General features: G+C 60.6%; 12 protein-coding genes. 9 read left to right on the top strand and 3 right to left on the bottom strand.

What is annotated here, in order from left to right:
- Window positions 1-57 precede the first annotated feature (57 nt).
- From WEU32_RS06095 to WEU32_RS06085, 3 genes are all read left to right on the top strand, one after another.
- Window positions 58-2,574 (top strand): TSCPD domain-containing protein, encoded by a 2,517-nt coding sequence (locus WEU32_RS06095; RefSeq protein ID WP_406853231.1) that lies wholly within the window; start codon window positions 58-60, stop codon window positions 2,572-2,574.
- Window positions 2,575-2,652: 78 nt separating this feature from the next.
- On the top strand, window positions 2,653-3,150 hold the full coding sequence (locus WEU32_RS06090) for a pentapeptide repeat-containing protein (protein WP_406853230.1): 498 nt from the start codon (window positions 2,653-2,655) through the stop codon (window positions 3,148-3,150).
- A gap of 82 nt (window positions 3,151-3,232) precedes the next feature.
- A complete protein-coding gene (locus tag WEU32_RS06085) occupies window positions 3,233-4,030 on the top strand; it encodes a pentapeptide repeat-containing protein (protein WP_406853229.1) in 798 nt (265 codons plus the stop codon).
- Window positions 4,031-4,114: 84 nt separating this feature from the next.
- Here the strand turns inward: WEU32_RS06085 and aspS are convergent, their stop codons facing one another.
- Window positions 4,115-5,950 carry an aspartate--tRNA ligase gene (gene aspS, locus WEU32_RS06080; protein WP_406853228.1) on the bottom strand — a complete coding sequence of 612 codons (1,836 nt, stop codon included), beginning with the start codon at window positions 5,948-5,950 and terminating at the stop codon, window positions 4,115-4,117.
- A 349-nt stretch (window positions 5,951-6,299) separates the two neighbouring features.
- Between aspS and WEU32_RS06075 the strand changes: the two genes are divergently transcribed.
- The 4 genes from WEU32_RS06075 to WEU32_RS06060 are packed head-to-tail and all read left to right on the top strand — an operon-like array spanning window position 6,300 to window position 11,264.
- Window positions 6,300-6,983 carry a chromosomal replication initiator DnaA gene (locus WEU32_RS06075; RefSeq protein WP_312138075.1) on the top strand — a complete coding sequence of 228 codons (684 nt, stop codon included), beginning with the start codon at window positions 6,300-6,302 and terminating at the stop codon, window positions 6,981-6,983.
- Between the two features lie 54 nt (window positions 6,984-7,037).
- Window positions 7,038-9,266 (top strand): RNA degradosome polyphosphate kinase, encoded by a 2,229-nt coding sequence (locus WEU32_RS06070; RefSeq protein ID WP_312138073.1) that lies wholly within the window; start codon window positions 7,038-7,040, stop codon window positions 9,264-9,266.
- Window positions 9,266-10,750, top strand: coding sequence for a Ppx/GppA family phosphatase (locus WEU32_RS06065; RefSeq protein WP_406853227.1), 1,485 nt, complete (start codon window positions 9,266-9,268; stop codon window positions 10,748-10,750). Before WEU32_RS06070 ends, WEU32_RS06065 begins: the two co-directional genes overlap by 1 nt.
- Before the next feature lie 22 nt (window positions 10,751-10,772).
- The gene (locus WEU32_RS06060; protein ID WP_406853226.1) at window positions 10,773-11,264 is read left to right on the top strand and encodes a hypothetical protein; all 492 of its coding nucleotides are present in this window, start codon (window positions 10,773-10,775) and stop codon (window positions 11,262-11,264) included.
- Between the two features lie 71 nt (window positions 11,265-11,335).
- Here WEU32_RS06060 and rnd read toward each other — a convergent pair whose 3' ends face one another.
- Complete coding sequence (rnd, locus tag WEU32_RS06055; protein WP_406853225.1) at window positions 11,336-12,490, bottom strand: ribonuclease D; 1,155 nt, start codon at window positions 12,488-12,490, stop codon at window positions 11,336-11,338.
- 80 nt (window positions 12,491-12,570) lie between these two features.
- Here rnd and purM point away from each other — a divergent pair, with 80 nt between their 5' ends.
- The gene (purM, locus tag WEU32_RS06050; RefSeq protein ID WP_406853224.1) at window positions 12,571-13,608 is read left to right on the top strand and encodes a phosphoribosylformylglycinamidine cyclo-ligase; all 1,038 of its coding nucleotides are present in this window, start codon (window positions 12,571-12,573) and stop codon (window positions 13,606-13,608) included.
- A gap of 61 nt (window positions 13,609-13,669) precedes the next feature.
- Here the strand turns inward: purM and WEU32_RS06045 are convergent, their stop codons facing one another.
- Window positions 13,670-15,244, bottom strand: a complete 1,575-nt coding sequence (locus WEU32_RS06045) for a S10 family peptidase (RefSeq protein WP_406853223.1) — start codon at window positions 15,242-15,244, stop codon at window positions 13,670-13,672.
- Window positions 15,245-15,427: 183 nt separating this feature from the next.
- On the opposite strand from WEU32_RS06045, the gene purN reads away from it, so the two are divergent.
- A complete protein-coding gene (gene purN / locus WEU32_RS06040) occupies window positions 15,428-16,021 on the top strand; it encodes a phosphoribosylglycinamide formyltransferase (RefSeq protein WP_406853222.1) in 594 nt (197 codons plus the stop codon).
- The last annotated feature ends 75 nt before the right edge of the window (window positions 16,022-16,096 follow it).

Here is a 16,096-nt window from a genome sequence, read left to right as displayed (position 1 = left end):
AGAATGGTTAAACGGCCGCTCTAGGCTGTCTGCTTAATGCAGGCGTGGAGGCGATCCATGAGTGGCGCATTCGATTTTGATAATGCTGTTCGCGACCTAGAGGTGGAATCACGGCGTATCGAACGCCCGTCCTCGGTCGACTCTGTATATGCGCCTTCAAGCTGGAGCGATGCCCGTATCGAGGCATGGCTAGACTGGTTGGAACCGCGCCTGTCCCCCGCCCATGCCCGCCAACTGGCCAGTGACGGCGACATAGGCCAAGCCCTTGCCCACTGGTTACAGCCGCTCGTTCAACGCGCTCTGGACGACGACCTTCTCGAGGGTGCAACCGCCAGCGCCCTGTTATGCGGCCTGCAACGCGGCTGGGTGGCCCCTGCGGTCACAGACCCCGCGCATACCCTAAATTCTTTGCCGCTTAGCGAACCCGATGCGGCGGCCCGACTGGATGATTTCCGCCGTCATGCGCGGGGCGCTCGCCTGTCGGCCAAGGCTCTGGCGACGGTCGAAGAGGCCCTGAATGGCGTCAGGAATGCCGTCATTCGCTGCGAAGGCCCGCGCGAGGCCTGCGGATCGCCCAAGACCAATCCGGCACTGGCCCGCGCCGCCGCCCACGCCCTGCGCTGTGGCGCATCCGATGCCGACATTGTGCGGGCCATTGATGGCGAACCTCTCGGCTCGTCCCCCAGCGCGGTCAGTCCGCGTCTGGTCATCGAGGCCGAGCGCGACCTGCTGGCTGCGGGTGGATCACTGGCGCTGCAACTGGCCGAGGCCTCGGTCGAGGGCGATGTCGTCATCACCTTCGATCCCGCCGATGCGCTGGCCCTGTCGCATGCCACGCTCGAAACCCGCATCCAGTTCGACCTTGAGACCCTCTATAAGGATACCGGCTCTAACTGGCAGAGCGTTCTGGAAACGCTGGTGTCCGGCTGGACAGTGCTGTCGGCTCTAATGGTGCCCGCTCATCCGCACATCCCGCCACGTCTGGCATTCGGCTTGGGCGGGCTGGCCGATCTGGCCCTGCGGCTAGGCTATGACAATCTGGCCGATCTGGCACGCGAAACCGCGACCTTTGTGCGTGCCCACTATACGGCGGCCTCGATAAAAATAGCAGAGCATTTGGGTCATGCCGATGATGCCGATACCTGTCATGCGGGGCTGCGCCTGTTCATTCAGGAAGGTGAAGCTGCGCTTCGTTTGGGCCTTTCGCCCTTCGCTCACCGTGATCTTTACCAGACCGGTGATGGCGAGCCTGCCCCGCGCCTACGCCCGTCCATCGCGCATGCCTTGAGCCATCAGGGCTGCGACAGCGCCGAGCGCCACCTGTTCGGCACCCGCACCTTGGCGGGCGAGACGGCCATCAGCTTTGAAAGCTTGCACGATCTGGGCTTTACCGAGCTGGAAATGGAAGGGCTGGAGCATGCTCTGGCATCGGTGGAGCATCTGGAGGATGCCTTCCGCAGTCCGGTTCTGGATGGTGGTTTCATCCGCGACGTTCTGGGCCAAGACCCTGCCACTGACGCACCGCTCCTGCCACGCCTCGGTTTTTCGCAAGCCTCTATTGGTGCCACCGAAACACAGGTTCTGGGCTATCCTGACCTGACCCAGTGGCCGGATGCCCCCCCTGCCCTTGCCGATTGGCTGGCCCTGACAGCCGAAGACGTAGAGGCCGAGATCGTGGCCGCGCTGGATGGTCTTAGTGATACCCCTGCGCCGCTTCGGATTGATCTTGACTGGGACGAGACGCTTGTCGATGGCGCACGTGCCATTTCCCATGCCGCCCGCGAAGGTGTCCGCGCCCTGTCCCTACGCCGCGCTCGCCCGCCCGCAGACTTCGGCTTTGATGCGGATATTGCCCCCGCAGAGCCTGTCACGCCCGAAATCACTACCAGTGCCAATGCCCCGCAAACCCGTGTCGTCGAGCGCGTGGTCGAACGAGACCGTACCCGCCGCAAGCTACCGGACCGTCGCAAGGGCTATATCCAGAAGGCCGCCGTCGGCGGCCACAAGGTCTATATCCATACCGGCGAATACGAAGACGGCGAACTGGGCGAAATCTTCATCGACATGCACAAGGAAGGTGCCGCCTTCCGCAGCCTGATGAACAATTTCGCTATCGCCATCTCGATTGGCCTGCAATACGGCGTGCCGCTGGACGAGTTTGTCGATGCCTTTGTGTTCACCCGTTTCGAGCCTGCGGGCCGCGTGACCGGCAATGACTCGATCCGCTCGGCCACATCCATTCTCGACTATATTTTCCGCGAATTGGGCGTCTCCTATCTGGACCGCACCGAACTGGCCAATGCGGCCGACCAAGGTGGAGACGGGCTTGATATAGCCAGTGCCGAAGTGGAAACCGTGCCCGCCGCCCGCTTTATTTCCAAGGGTTTTGCGCGCGGAGCAACACCCGACAATCTGGTCGTCGTCCCGTTCGGTAAAAAACCGGATCGTCCTGCTGCGACATCCAGCGCTTCGGATGCTACAGCGTGTCCTTCCTGTGGCGATTTTGCCCTACAAAACCGTGGTGGGCGCTGGACCTGTGACAGTTGCGGCGTCTCTCCTCAAATGCAGGTCTGACTTTTAGCGGCACAGTTTGACGGCACAGGATTTGCTGACCTCCGGTCCCGACTGCCTGACAGGACAAGGAACTGTGCCATGACGAACCGGGCCTCTACCCTCGCCGCCAGTGTGCTGATGCTGGTCAGCCTTTCTGCGCCCTCAATGGCCCAGAACCAGAGCCAGATTGCACAGGTTCGCGCCGGTTCCTCATGCCCCGGCTGCAACCTGTTCCAGGGTGACTTCACCTATATGGAAAAGGCCGGACTGAACCTGTCGGGTGCACGGCTGCGTCAGGCCGATATGACACTGGCTGTCTGGAACCGCGTGCGTCTTAATGGTGCCGACCTGCGCGACATCAATGCCTATGGTGCCGTTATGTCGAGCGCAAACTTTGCCAATGCCGATCTGACCAATGCTTCTCTGGTCGGCGCGTGGCTACAAGGCTCCAACTGGAGCGGGGCCAATCTGGAAGGCGCAAACCTGTCGGGTGCAGACCTCAGCCGTGGCCGCGGCCTGACACAGAGGCAGGTTTCCAAGGCCTGCGGCGATGCAACCACTGTGCTTCCACAAGGCCTAACCATTCCAACCTGCTGATTGGATTGATCTTTCTTTTTGGCCACAAGCCTTACGCCGATTTAAGTAGGTTTTATGCCGCTTCACAGGCATCTAACAGCTTATGATCAAGGCACTTGCCAAAAACTCTATGGTCGCAGTGATGCTCGCCGCCGTCGGCAGCCTCAGCGCAACAGCGCCTGCGCAGGCCCTGTCCGTGGTTTTTCAGGATAGGGATGTATCTCGCACGATCTCGCTGGGTGGCACCTGCAATGGCTGCGAGCTATCCGGTCGTGACCTCAGCGGTGCCCGCATGGCTGGTGCATCCTTCAATAACTCCACCTTCATCGGGGCCAACCTTCGCGGGGCCAGCATGCTGGGGAGCAATTTCTCGGGTTCGGACTTCGAGCGCGCCGATATTCGCGGTGCAAATCTAGCCGGATCGGTTTTTCGCAACAGCGCCCTAGAGCAAGCCCGCATGACCGGCGTGGTCGCAGCGGGCACCACCTTTAGCGGCTCCGATCTCACCAACGCTACCGTCGACAATGCCGAACTGACGGGTGCCATCTTCCGTGCCGCCGATCTGACGCGTGTTGATTTTCGTGGCAGCCGCATGGTCGGGACAACGCTCGTCAATGTTGATGCCACCCGCGCCAACTTCACCAGCGCCGAGCTTATCTCTGCCAATATGGGTTCCAGCGACTTCACCAGCGCGAACTTCACCGGTGCCCGCCTCGATAATTCCCGTTTGCGGGGCAGCGACTTCAGCCGCGCCAATTTCCACAACGCATCCTTGCGTCGCACAGATATTCGCGGAGCCGACCTATCGGATGCACGCAATCTGACCCAGAGCCAGATCAATCAGGCCTGCGGCGACAATTCAACCGAGCTTCCACGTGGGCTTCGCGTCTCGACCTGCTGATCTACGATCCGCACAAACGGACAACAAAAAGGGCGATCCAACCGGATCGCCCTTTTCTTTATCCTTGCGCCCGAAGGCCGCCCATCAAACGGATTTGAGCGGCAGCTGGGTGCGGATGGACAATTCCTTCATCTGACGCTCTTCGGCTTCCGAAGGTGCGTTCATCATTAGGTCCTGACCCTGCTGGTTCAGCGGGAAGGCGATCACTTCGCGGATCGCCTGTTCGCCCGCCAGCAGCATGACGATACGGTCGATACCCGGAGCCAGACCTCCGTGCGGCGGGGCACCATAACGGAAGGCGTTCAGCATGCCGCCGAACTGCTCCTCAACGACCGAAGCGTCGTAGCCGGCGATCTCGAAGGCCTTGAGCATGATCTCGGCCTTGTGGTTCCGGATTGCACCCGAGCACAACTCGTAGCCGTTACAGACGATGTCGTACTGATAGGCGCGGATGGTGAGCGGGTCTTGCGTTTCCAGCGCTTCCATACCGCCCTGCGGCATCGAGAACGGGTTGTGCGAGAAGTCGACCTTCTTCTCTTCTTCCGACCATTCGAACATCGGGAAGTCGACGATCCAGCAGAATTTGAACTGCTCTTCGTCAACCAGCTTCAGCTCGGTACCCACGCGGGTACGGGCCAGACCGGCGAACTTGGCGAACACAGCCGGATCACCGGCGGTGAAGAAGGCGGCATCGCCCTTGCCCAGACCCAAGGAAGCCATCAGGGCCTCGGTCGGCTCCTGGCCAAGGTTCTTGGCGATCGGGCCGCCCCATGCTTGTTGGTCATCGGACCAGAAGATGTAGCCGAGGCCCGGCTGGCCTTCGCCCTGCGCCCACGAGTTCATACGGTCGCAGAAGGCACGCGAACCACCGGTCGGAGCCGGAATGGCCCAGACAGCGTTCTTGGTATCCGCGCCGAGGATCTTGGCGAACAGACCAAAGCCGCCGTCACGGAAGTGTTCCGAAACGTCCTGCATCTTGATCGGGTTACGCAGGTCCGGCTTGTCCGAGCCGTACCACTTCATCGACTGAGCGTAGGTCAGACGCTCGAAGCCCTTGTGCTCCATCGTCTGGCCGAAGTCGTTGGTGAAGGTGTGGACGCCGTCGATCGGCGACACCGGCTTGCCTTCACCGAACTCAGCAAACAGACCGTGCATCAGCGGCTCGATGGCTTGGAACACGTCTTCTTGCGTAACGAAGCTCATTTCCACGTCGAGCTGGTAGAATTCCAGCGAACGGTCGGCGCGCAGGTCTTCGTCGCGGAAGCAGGGCGCGATCTGGAAGTAACGGTCGAAGCCCGAGACCATCAGCAGTTGCTTGAACTGCTGCGGGGCCTGCGGAAGGGCGTAGAACTTGCCCGGGTGCATACGCGACGGCACCAGGAAGTCGCGCGCGCCTTCCGGCGACGAGGCCGTCAGGATCGGGGTCTGATACTCAAGGAAGCCTTGGGCAAACATGCGGTTGCGGATCGACTGGATCACCTTCGAGCGCAGCACAATGTTCTTGTGCAGGGTCTCGCGGCGCAGGTCGAGGAAGCGGTTCTTCAGACGGATTTCTTCGGGATATTCCGGCTCGCCAAACACCGGCAGCGGCAGTTCGGCCGCTTCCGACAGGACTTCAACAGCCTGAACACGAACTTCGATTTCGCCGGTCGGCAGGTTGGCATTGGTGGTTTCAGCCGAGCGGGCAATCACCTCGCCGTCGATCTTGATGACGCTTTCGGCGCGCAAGCGCTCGACTGCCTCAAAACCCGGTGTTTCCGGGTGCAGGACCAGTTGTGTGAGACCATAGTGGTCGCGCAGGTCGATAAACAGCAGGCCGCCGTGATCGCGCTTGCGGTGGACCCAGCCCGACAGACGGACAGACGAGCCAGCATCAGAGGCGCGGAGCGCGCCGCAGTTATGGGAGCGGTAGGCGTGCATTATGAATCGTTCAAACAGTAAAGCCGCGCGCGCGGCGGAAATTGAAGGCCGTAGGGCGCACTAAAGCCCCCGAAAGTCAAGTTTTGAACGCCCTTTGTCTAAGGTTTCGGCTCGGCTGCGCCCCCTGCCCTACGCATAGGCATGCTGCTGGCGATTCCCGCGCGATGATTTTCGAACGATGTTACATTCCTTCATCCCCCTCAGCCACAGACACGCCTGCTTTTCCCACAGACCACCCCTCAAACGCCCCACAGCTAGTGGTTTGATCCACAAGACCCACAAGATCGTCCACCAGACTCACATGCCGTCCCCCGAGACGGATCGTGAATTGCAGTGTTATGAAATGGGCATGTCCGCACACCGCGCTCATATGGCCCAGATGCAGCTTCGCCTCCCGCTCAAGCAGGAGACATCCAAGCGTGCCTCGACCCTTACCGTATCCGGCTCCAATGCCGTCGCGGCGACGGCGCTTGAGGACTGGCCCAGTGAACCCGGCTCGATCATGGCTCTGTATGGCCCGCAAGGCTGCGGCAAGAGCCATATGGCCGCCGCATGGGTTGAACGTGTCGGGGCCATCGCCCTTAATGGCGAAGAAGCATCATGGTGTGACCTGTCGCAACTGGAAGGCCGTCCGGTCCTGCTGGAAGAGGCAGACGGAGCAGATGACGAAACCCTGTTCCACCTGATAAATCTGACGCAGGCTACAGGTGGTGCGCTCTTGATGGTGTCGCGCGATCCGCCCGCTGCGTGGATGACCCGTCTGCCCGACCTGCGCTCGCGCCTGAATGCCATCCGCACCATCGCCGTCGAGGTGCCGGATGATGCCGTGCTGGCTGCCATGCTCAAAAATGCCTTCGCCGCCCGCAACATCGTGCCGGGTGAAGGCGTGATTGATTATCTGGTGCGTCGTATCGACCGTTCGGCCCAGTCTGCCGAGATAATTGTCGACCGCCTGGACATCTACCATCGCCCTGTAACGCGGGTTTTGGCCCGTCAGGTGCTCGAAGGCGATTTTACCGCAGGACTTTCCTAGTCTTTTCAAGCAAACACGCTTGCAGACGTCACACTCGCGAGCAACAAATCGGACATGACCGATTTCAATCCCACGACTACCGATGCTGGCGAGGTTGTCCCCTCCTCTCGCGCGCCGCAACTGGAACTGAACGAAGCCCTGCTGGCCTCGCCGGACCGGTTCATCAATCGCGAGCTGTCGTGGCTGGCCTTTAATGGCCGTGTGCTGGAGGAAGCCGCCAACGAGGCGCATCCTCTTCTTGAGCGCGTGCGCTTCCTGTCGATCTCGGCCAATAATCTCGACGAGTTCTTTATGACGCGTGTGGCGGGCCTGAAAGGTCAGGTGCGCGAGCATGTACGCGTTGTGTCGCCCGACGGCCTGACGCCTGCCGAACAGTTGGAACAGGTCAATGCCGCCGCTGGCAGCCTGATGGCGGAGCAGCAGCGCCAGTGGCGTATCCTGCACCGCGAAATGACCAAGGCGGGGATCGATATTGTCGATGCCAGCCGCATTACCAAGACCGAGCGCGAGCGCTTAGAACCGGAATTCCTCAACCGCCTGTTTGCGGTTTTGACGCCGATGGCTATCGATCCGGCCCACCCCTTCCCCTTCCTGCCCAATCTCGGCTTCTCGCTGGCGCTCAAACTGCGCCGCAACAGCGACAACCGCATCCTGTATGCGCTGGTGCCGGTGCCGACACAGGTGCGTCGTTTCTGGGCCCTGCCGACCGATGGCCGCTCGACACCGGGCAAGGCGCGCTATGTGCCGCTGGAAGGTCTGCTGCTGACCTTTATCGACCACCTGTTCCCCGGTTGCGAGGTTCTGGAAAAGGGCCTGTTCCGCCTGATCCGCGATTCCGATATCGAAATCGAGGAAGAGGCCGAAGATCTGGTCATGGAGTTCGAGGAGGCTTTGAAACAACGTCGACTCGGCTCGGTCGTGCGGATCAAGATCCAAGCCGACATGCCCGATGACCTACGCGATTTCATCATTGGTGAACTGCATGCCCAGCCACAGGATGTCGTCATCGTGGACGGCATGCTGGGCCTGGCCCAACTGTCCGAGCTGATTCCGGCGGGCCACCCCGAGCTTAAGTTCAAAGGCTATGAGCCGCGCTATCCCGAACGCGTACGCGACAACGGCGGCGATGTCTTTGCCGCCATCCGCGAAAAAGACATGCTGATCCACCACCCGTTCGAAAGCTTCGATGTGGTGGTCCAGTTCCTGCGTCAGGCCGCGCGGGACCCGAACGTCATCGCCATCAAGCAGACCCTTTATCGCACATCGAAAGACAGCCCCATTGTCGCGGCCCTGATTGAAGCCGCCGAGGCAGGCAAGAACGTCACCGCCCTGATCGAACTAAAGGCCCGTTTCGACGAAGAGGCCAATCTGCGCTGGGCGCGCCAGATGGAACGGGCGGGCGTGCATGTGGTGTTCGGCTTTGTCGAATATAAAACCCACGCCAAGGTCAGTGTAGTGGTCCGACGCGAGGGAGATGCCCTTCGGACCTACTGCCACTTCGGCACCGGCAACTATCACCCGACCACGGCCAAGATTTATACCGACCTCAGCCTGTTCACCTGCAATCCCGAACTGGGCATGGATGCGACACGGGTGTTCAACTACATCACCGGCTATGCCGCGCCCGACGAACTGGACCGTCTGGTCGTCTCGCCGCTGAATATGAAGTCCACCCTGTTGGAACTGATCGGCAAGGAAATGTCGGCCGCCGCAATGGGCAAGCCCGCGGCCATCTGGGCCAAGATGAACTCCATCGTGGACCCCGAAATCATCGACGCCCTTTACCGTGCCAGCCAGTGGGGTGTGCGGATCGAACTGGTCGTGCGCGGCATCTGCTGCCTACGCCCCGGCGTCAAAGGTCTGTCGGAAAACATCCGCGTGAAGTCGATTGTCGGCCGTTTCCTTGAGCACAGCCGCATTGTCGCCTTTGCCAATGGACATGACCTGCCATCCAACAAGGCCAGACTGTTTATCTCCTCGGCAGACTGGATGCCGCGTAATCTTGAGCGCCGCATCGAACTGATGACACCGATCCTGAATCCCACGGTTCACGATCAGGTGCTTGACCAGATCATGGTCGCCAACCTGAAAGACGACGTCCAGTCATGGACCCTGCAACCGGACGGCAGCTATAGCCGCGTCAAGGCATCCACCACCGAGCGTCCCTTCTCGGCGCACAAATATTTCATGACCAACCCCAGCCTGTCGGGCCGTGGACGCAAGGTGAAAACCCTGCCCGCCACCCTGTCCTATGGTGGTTCACGCTCCAACAAGGCCGGCTGATGCCCGAGATCGAGTACCCGTCACAACAAATTGCCGTCATCGATATCGGCTCCAACTCGGTGCGCCTTGTACTATACCGGCTGGAAGGGCGCGCCGTCTGGACCATGTTCAACGAAAAGGTGCTGGCCGGTCTGGGTCGCGATATTTCGGTGACCGGAAAGCTGTATGAACCGGGCGTCGAAATGGCCATGACGGCCCTAAAACGCTTTGCGGCTGTTATCGAGGGCGTCCAGCCCGACAAGATTTTGACCGCTGCCACCGCCGCTGTGCGCGAGGCCAGCGACGGTCCGGCCTTCTGTCAGCGGGTTCACGACGAAACCGGCCTGAACATCCGTGTCCTCAGTGGCGAGGAAGAAGCCAAATACGCCGCCTTTGGCGTGATGTCGGGTGCGCCCCACTCCTCGGGCGTGGTCGGCGATCTGGGCGGGGCCAGTCTGGAGTTGAACCGTCTGGGGGCATCAGGTCAGGGCATTACCCTGCCACTGGGGCCATTTGTGCTGTCGGGCGGCAAGGAGTTTGACGCCAAACGTATTCAGGCCCGCATCGCCAAGGTGCTGGACAGTGTGCCCGAAGGCTATCGCTCAAGCGTTTTTAATGCTGTGGGCGGTGCATGGCGGACACTGGCACAAATTCAGATGGAGCGGACCAACCATCCTTTGCGGATCGTCCACCAGTATTCAATCACCGCCGACGAAGCCCGCGATCTGGCCAACTGGGTCATTGCACAGAGCCGACAGACGCTGGAAAAACATCCCGGTGTTTCCAAGCGACGCGCCGAAACCCTCCCCTATGCAGCCTTGAACTTGATCGGCCTTATTGACCGGCTTGGTATCCAGATCGTGCAATTTTCGGCGTGGGGTGTGCGCGAGGGTATACTGCACGACCAGATGGAACCGCGAATGCGCGCCGTCGACCCGCTTCTGGCCGGTTGTTCGGCATGGGGTGGCCGTCAGGGGGTCGACCCTGCCCTTCCTCGTGCGCTGGACGGTTGGCTGCAGCCTGTCGCCTCGGCCCTGCCCGAAGTCTTTGGCGAAGAACGCGATGCCCTGCTGACGGCCTCGGTCTGTCGTCTGGCCGATATCGGTGCTCGCCTACACCCCGACCACAGGCCCGAACTGGTTTTCGATCAGGTACTGTGGGCCCCGATTGCCGGACAAACCCATGCCGAGCGGGCCTTTGTCGCCGCTACCCTCTATGCCCGCTATGGCGGCACAGCCAAGACACCACGCCCCGAAACGGTGGACCGTCTTCTATCGCCCGAAGGCCAAAAACGCGCCCGCGCTCTGGGTCTGGCTATGCGGCTAGCTTGTGACATGTCCGGCCGCTCGCCACAGCTTCTGTCCAATGCCGCCATTTCCATCAGCAAAACCAACCTGAGGCTTACAGCCGTCAAAGGCTATGCGGCCATGCTGCTGGGCAGCCAGACCAAGCGCCGCGCCAAGGCCCTGTCCGATGCCATGGAACTGGAACTGACCGACTTCTGACCACACGCCTGAGGGGGCACTCATGTGGACTTTGAGGATTGCGAGTTTTGTAACCCTCGCTGCGGCCATTGCGGCATGGATTGCTCAGGCCGTTATCATTACCCGCTATATCGGCATGCCGATCAGCGGGCTTGGCCTGTTCCTTATCGCCCATCCTGTCACTAAGATCGGCATGATCTTCCTGTTTGCGCTGGGCAGCCTGCTGTGTGTGGCGTCCCTGATAGCGGTGTTTGTGCGCCCTTCGTCCAAAGATCGCGGTACGTCTTCGCCCGTCGATCTGGTGATCTGGCTGGGTGTATTCGCCCTGATCGGCCTTAGCCTGCTGGTCAATGGGTATCAGGAAATGGCCATTCAAATGGCGATCAAAGAAGTCGGCCCCGTCAGTTTTGCCGTCACCGCTCCGCAACGGGTCGAGCAGCTCTTTGTCTTCAGCCTCGCCCTTTGGCCCTCCGCCTTTGCCTTGCTGATGCTGCTGGTGGCCCGCACGCGCCGCGCCAAGGCCTTAGGCGCGTAAATCTGCCCCAGAAACCAAAAGGGACCGCAGCCAGTGGCTACGGTCCCTTTTCATTGGCAGGACTGTGAAAATCAGTCCTCGATTTCGACGATCTCGACGCGCGATCCGTTCAGGACCAGAGCAATCTCGCCGCGTTTCAGTTTCAGCGCATCCTCGCCGAACATCTTGCGTCGCCAGCCCTTCATGGCATCAATATCGGCATCATCGTTCAGCGCGATTTTTTCCAGATCGGACACCGTGGCGATCAGCTTGGAAGCCACGCCTTCATTGTCGCTCTTGGCCTTCAGCAGCACCTTCAGCAGTTCCACCACCGACGGCGGGGCCGGCTGGTTGGCGCTGGGGCGTTCCAGCTTGGGCGCATGGGCTTCAGGATCAGCCAGTACACGCTTGAGTTCGGCGGCCAGTTCCAGACCCAGGCGCGAAGCGCCAAAGCCCTTGGGCACCGAGCGCAGGCGGTTGAAGGCATCCGGATCGGTCGGGCACTGAACGGCAATCTCGTCCACGCCTTCATCTTTCAGAATACGGCCACGCGGCTGGTCGCGTTCTTGCGCTGCACGTTCACGCCATACAGCGGTGGCTACGAAGGCCGCCAGATATTTGGCGTTGAACTTCTTGGGCTTCAGACGCTTCCAGGCATTTTCCGGCGTAGTGTCATAAAGCGCCGGATCAGTCAGGGCGTCCATCTCGCCCATAACCCAGTCCAGACGACCTTCTTTATTCAGACGGTCGCGTAGCTTGGGATAAAGCGCCGCAAGGTGCGTTACGTCACCCAGAGCATAGGTCAGTTGCGCTTCCGACAGCGGACGGCGTGCCCAGTCGGTAAAGCGGCTGCCCTTGTCCAGTTCCTGACGCAGCATCTGGCGGACCAGAGCCTCATAGGAAACCTGATCGCCGAAGCCTGCAGCCATGGCTGCAACCTGCGTGTCGAACAGCGGACGCGGCATGGCATCCAGTCGATTGAAGATTTCAACATCCTGACGGGCAGCATGGAAAACCTTCAGAATCGATTCGTCGCGCAGGATGGCGAGGAAGGGTTCAAGGTCCAGGTCTTCGGCCAGAGGGTCGATGATGGCGGCGTCCGTTGGCGAAGCCGCAGCCTGAATCAGGCAGAGCTTGGGCCAATAGGTCGTTTCGCGCATGAATTCCGTGTCCACGGTCACAAAAGGTGCCTTGGACAGACGATCACAGAAAGCGATCAGCGCGTCATTGGTGGTGATTGGCGTCATTACAGTCTATAGCCCCGCACGACGCCGTCGTGGCAAGAGTGTCGCGACAGATTTTTGTCCCTGTTTTTGAGCCGTGACCGATGAGCGACACCTCCGAAGCCCCCAAAACCGGCCTGACCTACGCGTCCGCAGGCGTAGATATCGATGCTGGCGAGCGTCTGGTTGACGCGATCAAGCCTCTGGCAAAGTCCACGCGCCGTCCGGGTGCCGAGGCTTCGCTGGGTGGTTTTGGTGCCCTGTTCGACCTGAAAGCGGCCGGTTTCAACGATCCGCTGATCGTTTCGACCACCGACGGCGTCGGCACCAAGCTAAAAATCGCCATCGAAACCGGCATGCATGATGGTGTGGGCATCGATCTGGTGGCCATGTGCGTCAACGACCTGTTGGCGCAGGGCGCAGAGCCGCTAATGTTCCTCGACTACTATGCCACCGGCAAGCTGGACGTGGACGCCGCCAAGCGCGTCGTCGCCGGTATCGCCGAGGGTTGTCGCCAATCGGGTTCGGCTCTGGTCGGTGGTGAAACCGCCGAAATGCCCGGCATGTATTCGGGTGGCGACTATGATCTGGCCGGTTTCTCGATCGGTGCCGTCGAGCGCGGTCAGGTGTTGCCATATCTGGACCAGCAAAAGGCCGGTGACGTCATCATCGGTATCGGCTCGTCCGGTCCGCATTCGAACGGTTATTCGCTGGTTCGCAAGGTTGTCGAAAAGTCGGGCCTTGGCTGGGAAGGCGCCGCGCCGTTCGCCGAAGGCAAGACGCTGGCCGAAGCCCTGATGGAGCCGACCCGCATCTATGTGAAGTCGGTCCTGCCGCTTATGAAGTCGGGACTGGTCAATGCCGGTGCCCACATCACGGGTGGCGGCCTGATCGAAAACCCGCCGCGCTGCATCGCCGAGGGCTTCAAGGCCGAGTTCGACTGGAATTCATGGGAGATGCCGCCGGTCTTCCAGTGGCTGCAAGAAGTGGGCGAGATCGAAACCCACGAAATGCACCGCACCTTCAACTGCGGCGTTGGCTTCATCCTGATCGCCAAGCCGGAAAATGCCGAAGCGATTCTAGCGGCCCTGCTGAACGCAGGTGAAGAAGCCTTTATCTGCGGGCAACTGGTCGCCGCTTAAGCGATCAGCTCCCCCCAAAAAAACAAAACCCCGCAGATCACTCTGCGGGGCTTTTTCTTATTTAGCGGACGCCGCCGTTGGACGTCTCGTCATAGTATTTGGCCAGATCGCGATACAGCTGCTCCAGCGGTTCGCGGCTGGTGTACATCATGTGGCCCCCTTCATAATAGGTGAACTCGACGTTCTTGCGCAGGTGCGGCTCCAGCATCATCTGGTTCAGATCATACTCGGTGCCAAAGAACGGCGTGGCCGCATCATAGTAACCGTTCAGGGCCAGAACCTTCAGGTGCGGGTTACGGCGCATGACAGTCGCCAGATCGATGGCCGTGTTCGGGGTGGTTTGCGGACCACCGACCGGCGGACGGTGTGACCAGTTCCAGTCAAAGCCCGGCAGACCGCGTGCCGACTGGCGGTATTCCAGATCGGTGCGATAGTTCAGCGTATTGGCGATATAGTCCTGGAACATGCCGTAATAGGCACCCGTGATCGCGCTCGATGCCGGATCTTCTTCCGGTGCGCCCGTCACCTGACTGGCATCGATACCCAGATAACGGCTGTCCAGACGCCCAACCGTCTGACGGCGGTCACGCAGCAACTCCTTGCGGAACGGGCTCAGTTCGACACGCAGGTTTGCGGCATTGATGAAGTTGGCATCGATACCGATCAGCGTACTCATCTGCTGGGCGATCTGTGCCTTCTCCTGATCGGAAATCGTATGACCCTTGTTCAGAGCCGTCTGGTACGGTCCGGCCGCGAACTCGCGGGCACGCTGCACATGGTCTTCCAGTGAGACGCCGTCACGGTTGATGGCATTGTGATACCACGCCGTCGCGGCATAGGTCGGCAGCAGGCTGACAAAGTTCTGCGGGTAACCCGGCTGGCGCACGCCATAGTTCATGATCGACGACAGCAGGATGACGCCGTTCAGCGACATGCCACGGTTTTCGAGCTGATAGGCCAGAGCACCGGCACGCAGCGTGCCATAGCTTTCACCCAGCACGAATTTCGGGCTGTTCCAGCGGTTATATTTGGTGGTGTAGCGCAGGATGAAACGGGCAAACATGTCCGCATCGCCATCCACGCCCCAATAGGCCGAGGTCGGCGCATCACCCAACGGGCGCGAATATCCGGCACCGACCATGTCGATAAAGACCAGATCGGTCTTGTCCAGCAGGGTCATGTCGTTCGAGGTCAGGCGCAGCGGCCCCGGACGCTCGACCACCGGATCATCGGTCGCCACGCGGGTCGGACCAAACGCGCCCATGTGCAGCCACATGGTCGGCGAACCCGGTCCGCCATTGAACATATAGGTGATCGGGCGTGTGCCCAGCGGCTGGCCATCCAGCGTATAGGCCACATAGAAGACGCTGGACGTCGGCTGGCCCGCATCGGTGCGAACCGTCAGCGTCCCCGCCGTCGCCTTATAACGCAGGGTCTTGCCGTGGGCCTGCATGGTGTGGCTGGTGACAACCTCGCGCTCCTCGGCGGTCGGACGGACCCAGTTTTTCTCGATATCCTCGGCCACCGCGTTGCGCGCGCGCTCGGCGGCGCTACCACGATTGCCGTCCTGAGCCTGCGCTGCCAGCGGCGCGGCCAGAAGCGTGGCCGCACAGGCCGCGATAATCAGTTTACGCATGAATACTCCCCCCTAAACAGAGCGGCACAGCCTAATCACGCGGTTAAAACAACGGCAACACCGTGGTTATCGAATAACGCAGATACGCAAGAACCACGGCCAGACTGCCGCTTTGCGCTTGCCTTTGCGTGCCTCAGGCTTCAATGGCCATGCAGACACGACCTGCCCCTATCCGAGCCGCTGATGACCGCCCCTTCCAAGACCCGCGTCGCCGTTCTGATCTCCGGTTCCGGCACCAATATGGTCTCGCTGGCCAAGGCTGCACAGGCTACGGACTGCCCCTACGAAGTGGTTCTTGTGCTTTCAAATATCGAGGACGCTGCCGGTCTGCAAAAAGCGCGTGATCTGGGCATAGAGGCCGTATCCGTGCCCCATCGGACATTTGGCAAGGACCGCGAGGCCCACGAAAAAGCCGTTCATGCCGAACTGCAAAAACGCGATGTTCAGGTCGTCGCCCTTGCCGGATATATGCGTATTCTCACCCCTTGGCTGGTCAGAGAATGGGAAGGCCGGATGGTCAATATCCACCCGTCCCTGTTGCCGCTCTATCCCGGTCTGGACACCCATGCCCGCGCCATCGCGGCGGGTGATACCGAGGCCGGTTGCACCATCCACATCGTCACCGAAGGCATGGACGAAGGTCCGATTATCGGTCAGGCCCGCGTTCCGGTCATGCAGGGCGACACACCGGATATGCTGGCCGAACGGGTCAAAGAGGCCGAACACAGGCTGTACCCGCAGATTCTTTCAAATTTCGTCATTCAAAGCTGTAATTAATCGAAATTAATGTGGCACGCGTCCCAATCGGGCGCACAATCGAACCCTGCGGGGGCAGCAGACCATTGAGTCTGG

It is taken from the genome of Brevundimonas sp. BH3 (genome assembly GCF_045345115.1).
Lineage (GTDB): Bacteria > Pseudomonadota > Alphaproteobacteria > Caulobacterales > Caulobacteraceae > Brevundimonas.
The sequence above is the reverse complement of the archived record's forward strand: the minus strand, read 5'-3'. Positions and strand labels throughout refer to the sequence as shown.

Bases quoted from the DNA above. Each gene is read 5' to 3' on its own strand.
- WEU32_RS06095 (WP_406853231.1), top strand. From the start codon at position 58: ATGAGTGGCGCATTCGATTTTGATAATGCTGTTCGCGACCTAGAGGTG.
- WEU32_RS06090 (WP_406853230.1), top strand. From the start codon at position 2,653: ATGACGAACCGGGCCTCTACCCTCGCCGCCAGTGTGCTGATGCTGGTC.
- WEU32_RS06085 (WP_406853229.1), top strand. From the start codon at position 3,233: ATGATCAAGGCACTTGCCAAAAACTCTATGGTCGCAGTGATGCTCGCC.
- aspS (WP_406853228.1), bottom strand. From the start codon at position 5,950: ATGCACGCCTACCGCTCCCATAACTGCGGCGCGCTCCGCGCCTCTGAT.
- WEU32_RS06075 (WP_312138075.1), top strand. From the start codon at position 6,300: ATGTCCGCACACCGCGCTCATATGGCCCAGATGCAGCTTCGCCTCCCG.
- WEU32_RS06070 (WP_312138073.1), top strand. From the start codon at position 7,038: ATGACCGATTTCAATCCCACGACTACCGATGCTGGCGAGGTTGTCCCC.
- WEU32_RS06065 (WP_406853227.1), top strand. From the start codon at position 9,266: ATGCCCGAGATCGAGTACCCGTCACAACAAATTGCCGTCATCGATATC.
- WEU32_RS06060 (WP_406853226.1), top strand. From the start codon at position 10,773: ATGTGGACTTTGAGGATTGCGAGTTTTGTAACCCTCGCTGCGGCCATT.
- rnd (WP_406853225.1), bottom strand. From the start codon at position 12,490: ATGACGCCAATCACCACCAATGACGCGCTGATCGCTTTCTGTGATCGT.
- purM (WP_406853224.1), top strand. From the start codon at position 12,571: ATGAGCGACACCTCCGAAGCCCCCAAAACCGGCCTGACCTACGCGTCC.
- WEU32_RS06045 (WP_406853223.1), bottom strand. From the start codon at position 15,244: ATGCGTAAACTGATTATCGCGGCCTGTGCGGCCACGCTTCTGGCCGCG.
- purN (WP_406853222.1), top strand. From the start codon at position 15,428: ATGACCGCCCCTTCCAAGACCCGCGTCGCCGTTCTGATCTCCGGTTCC.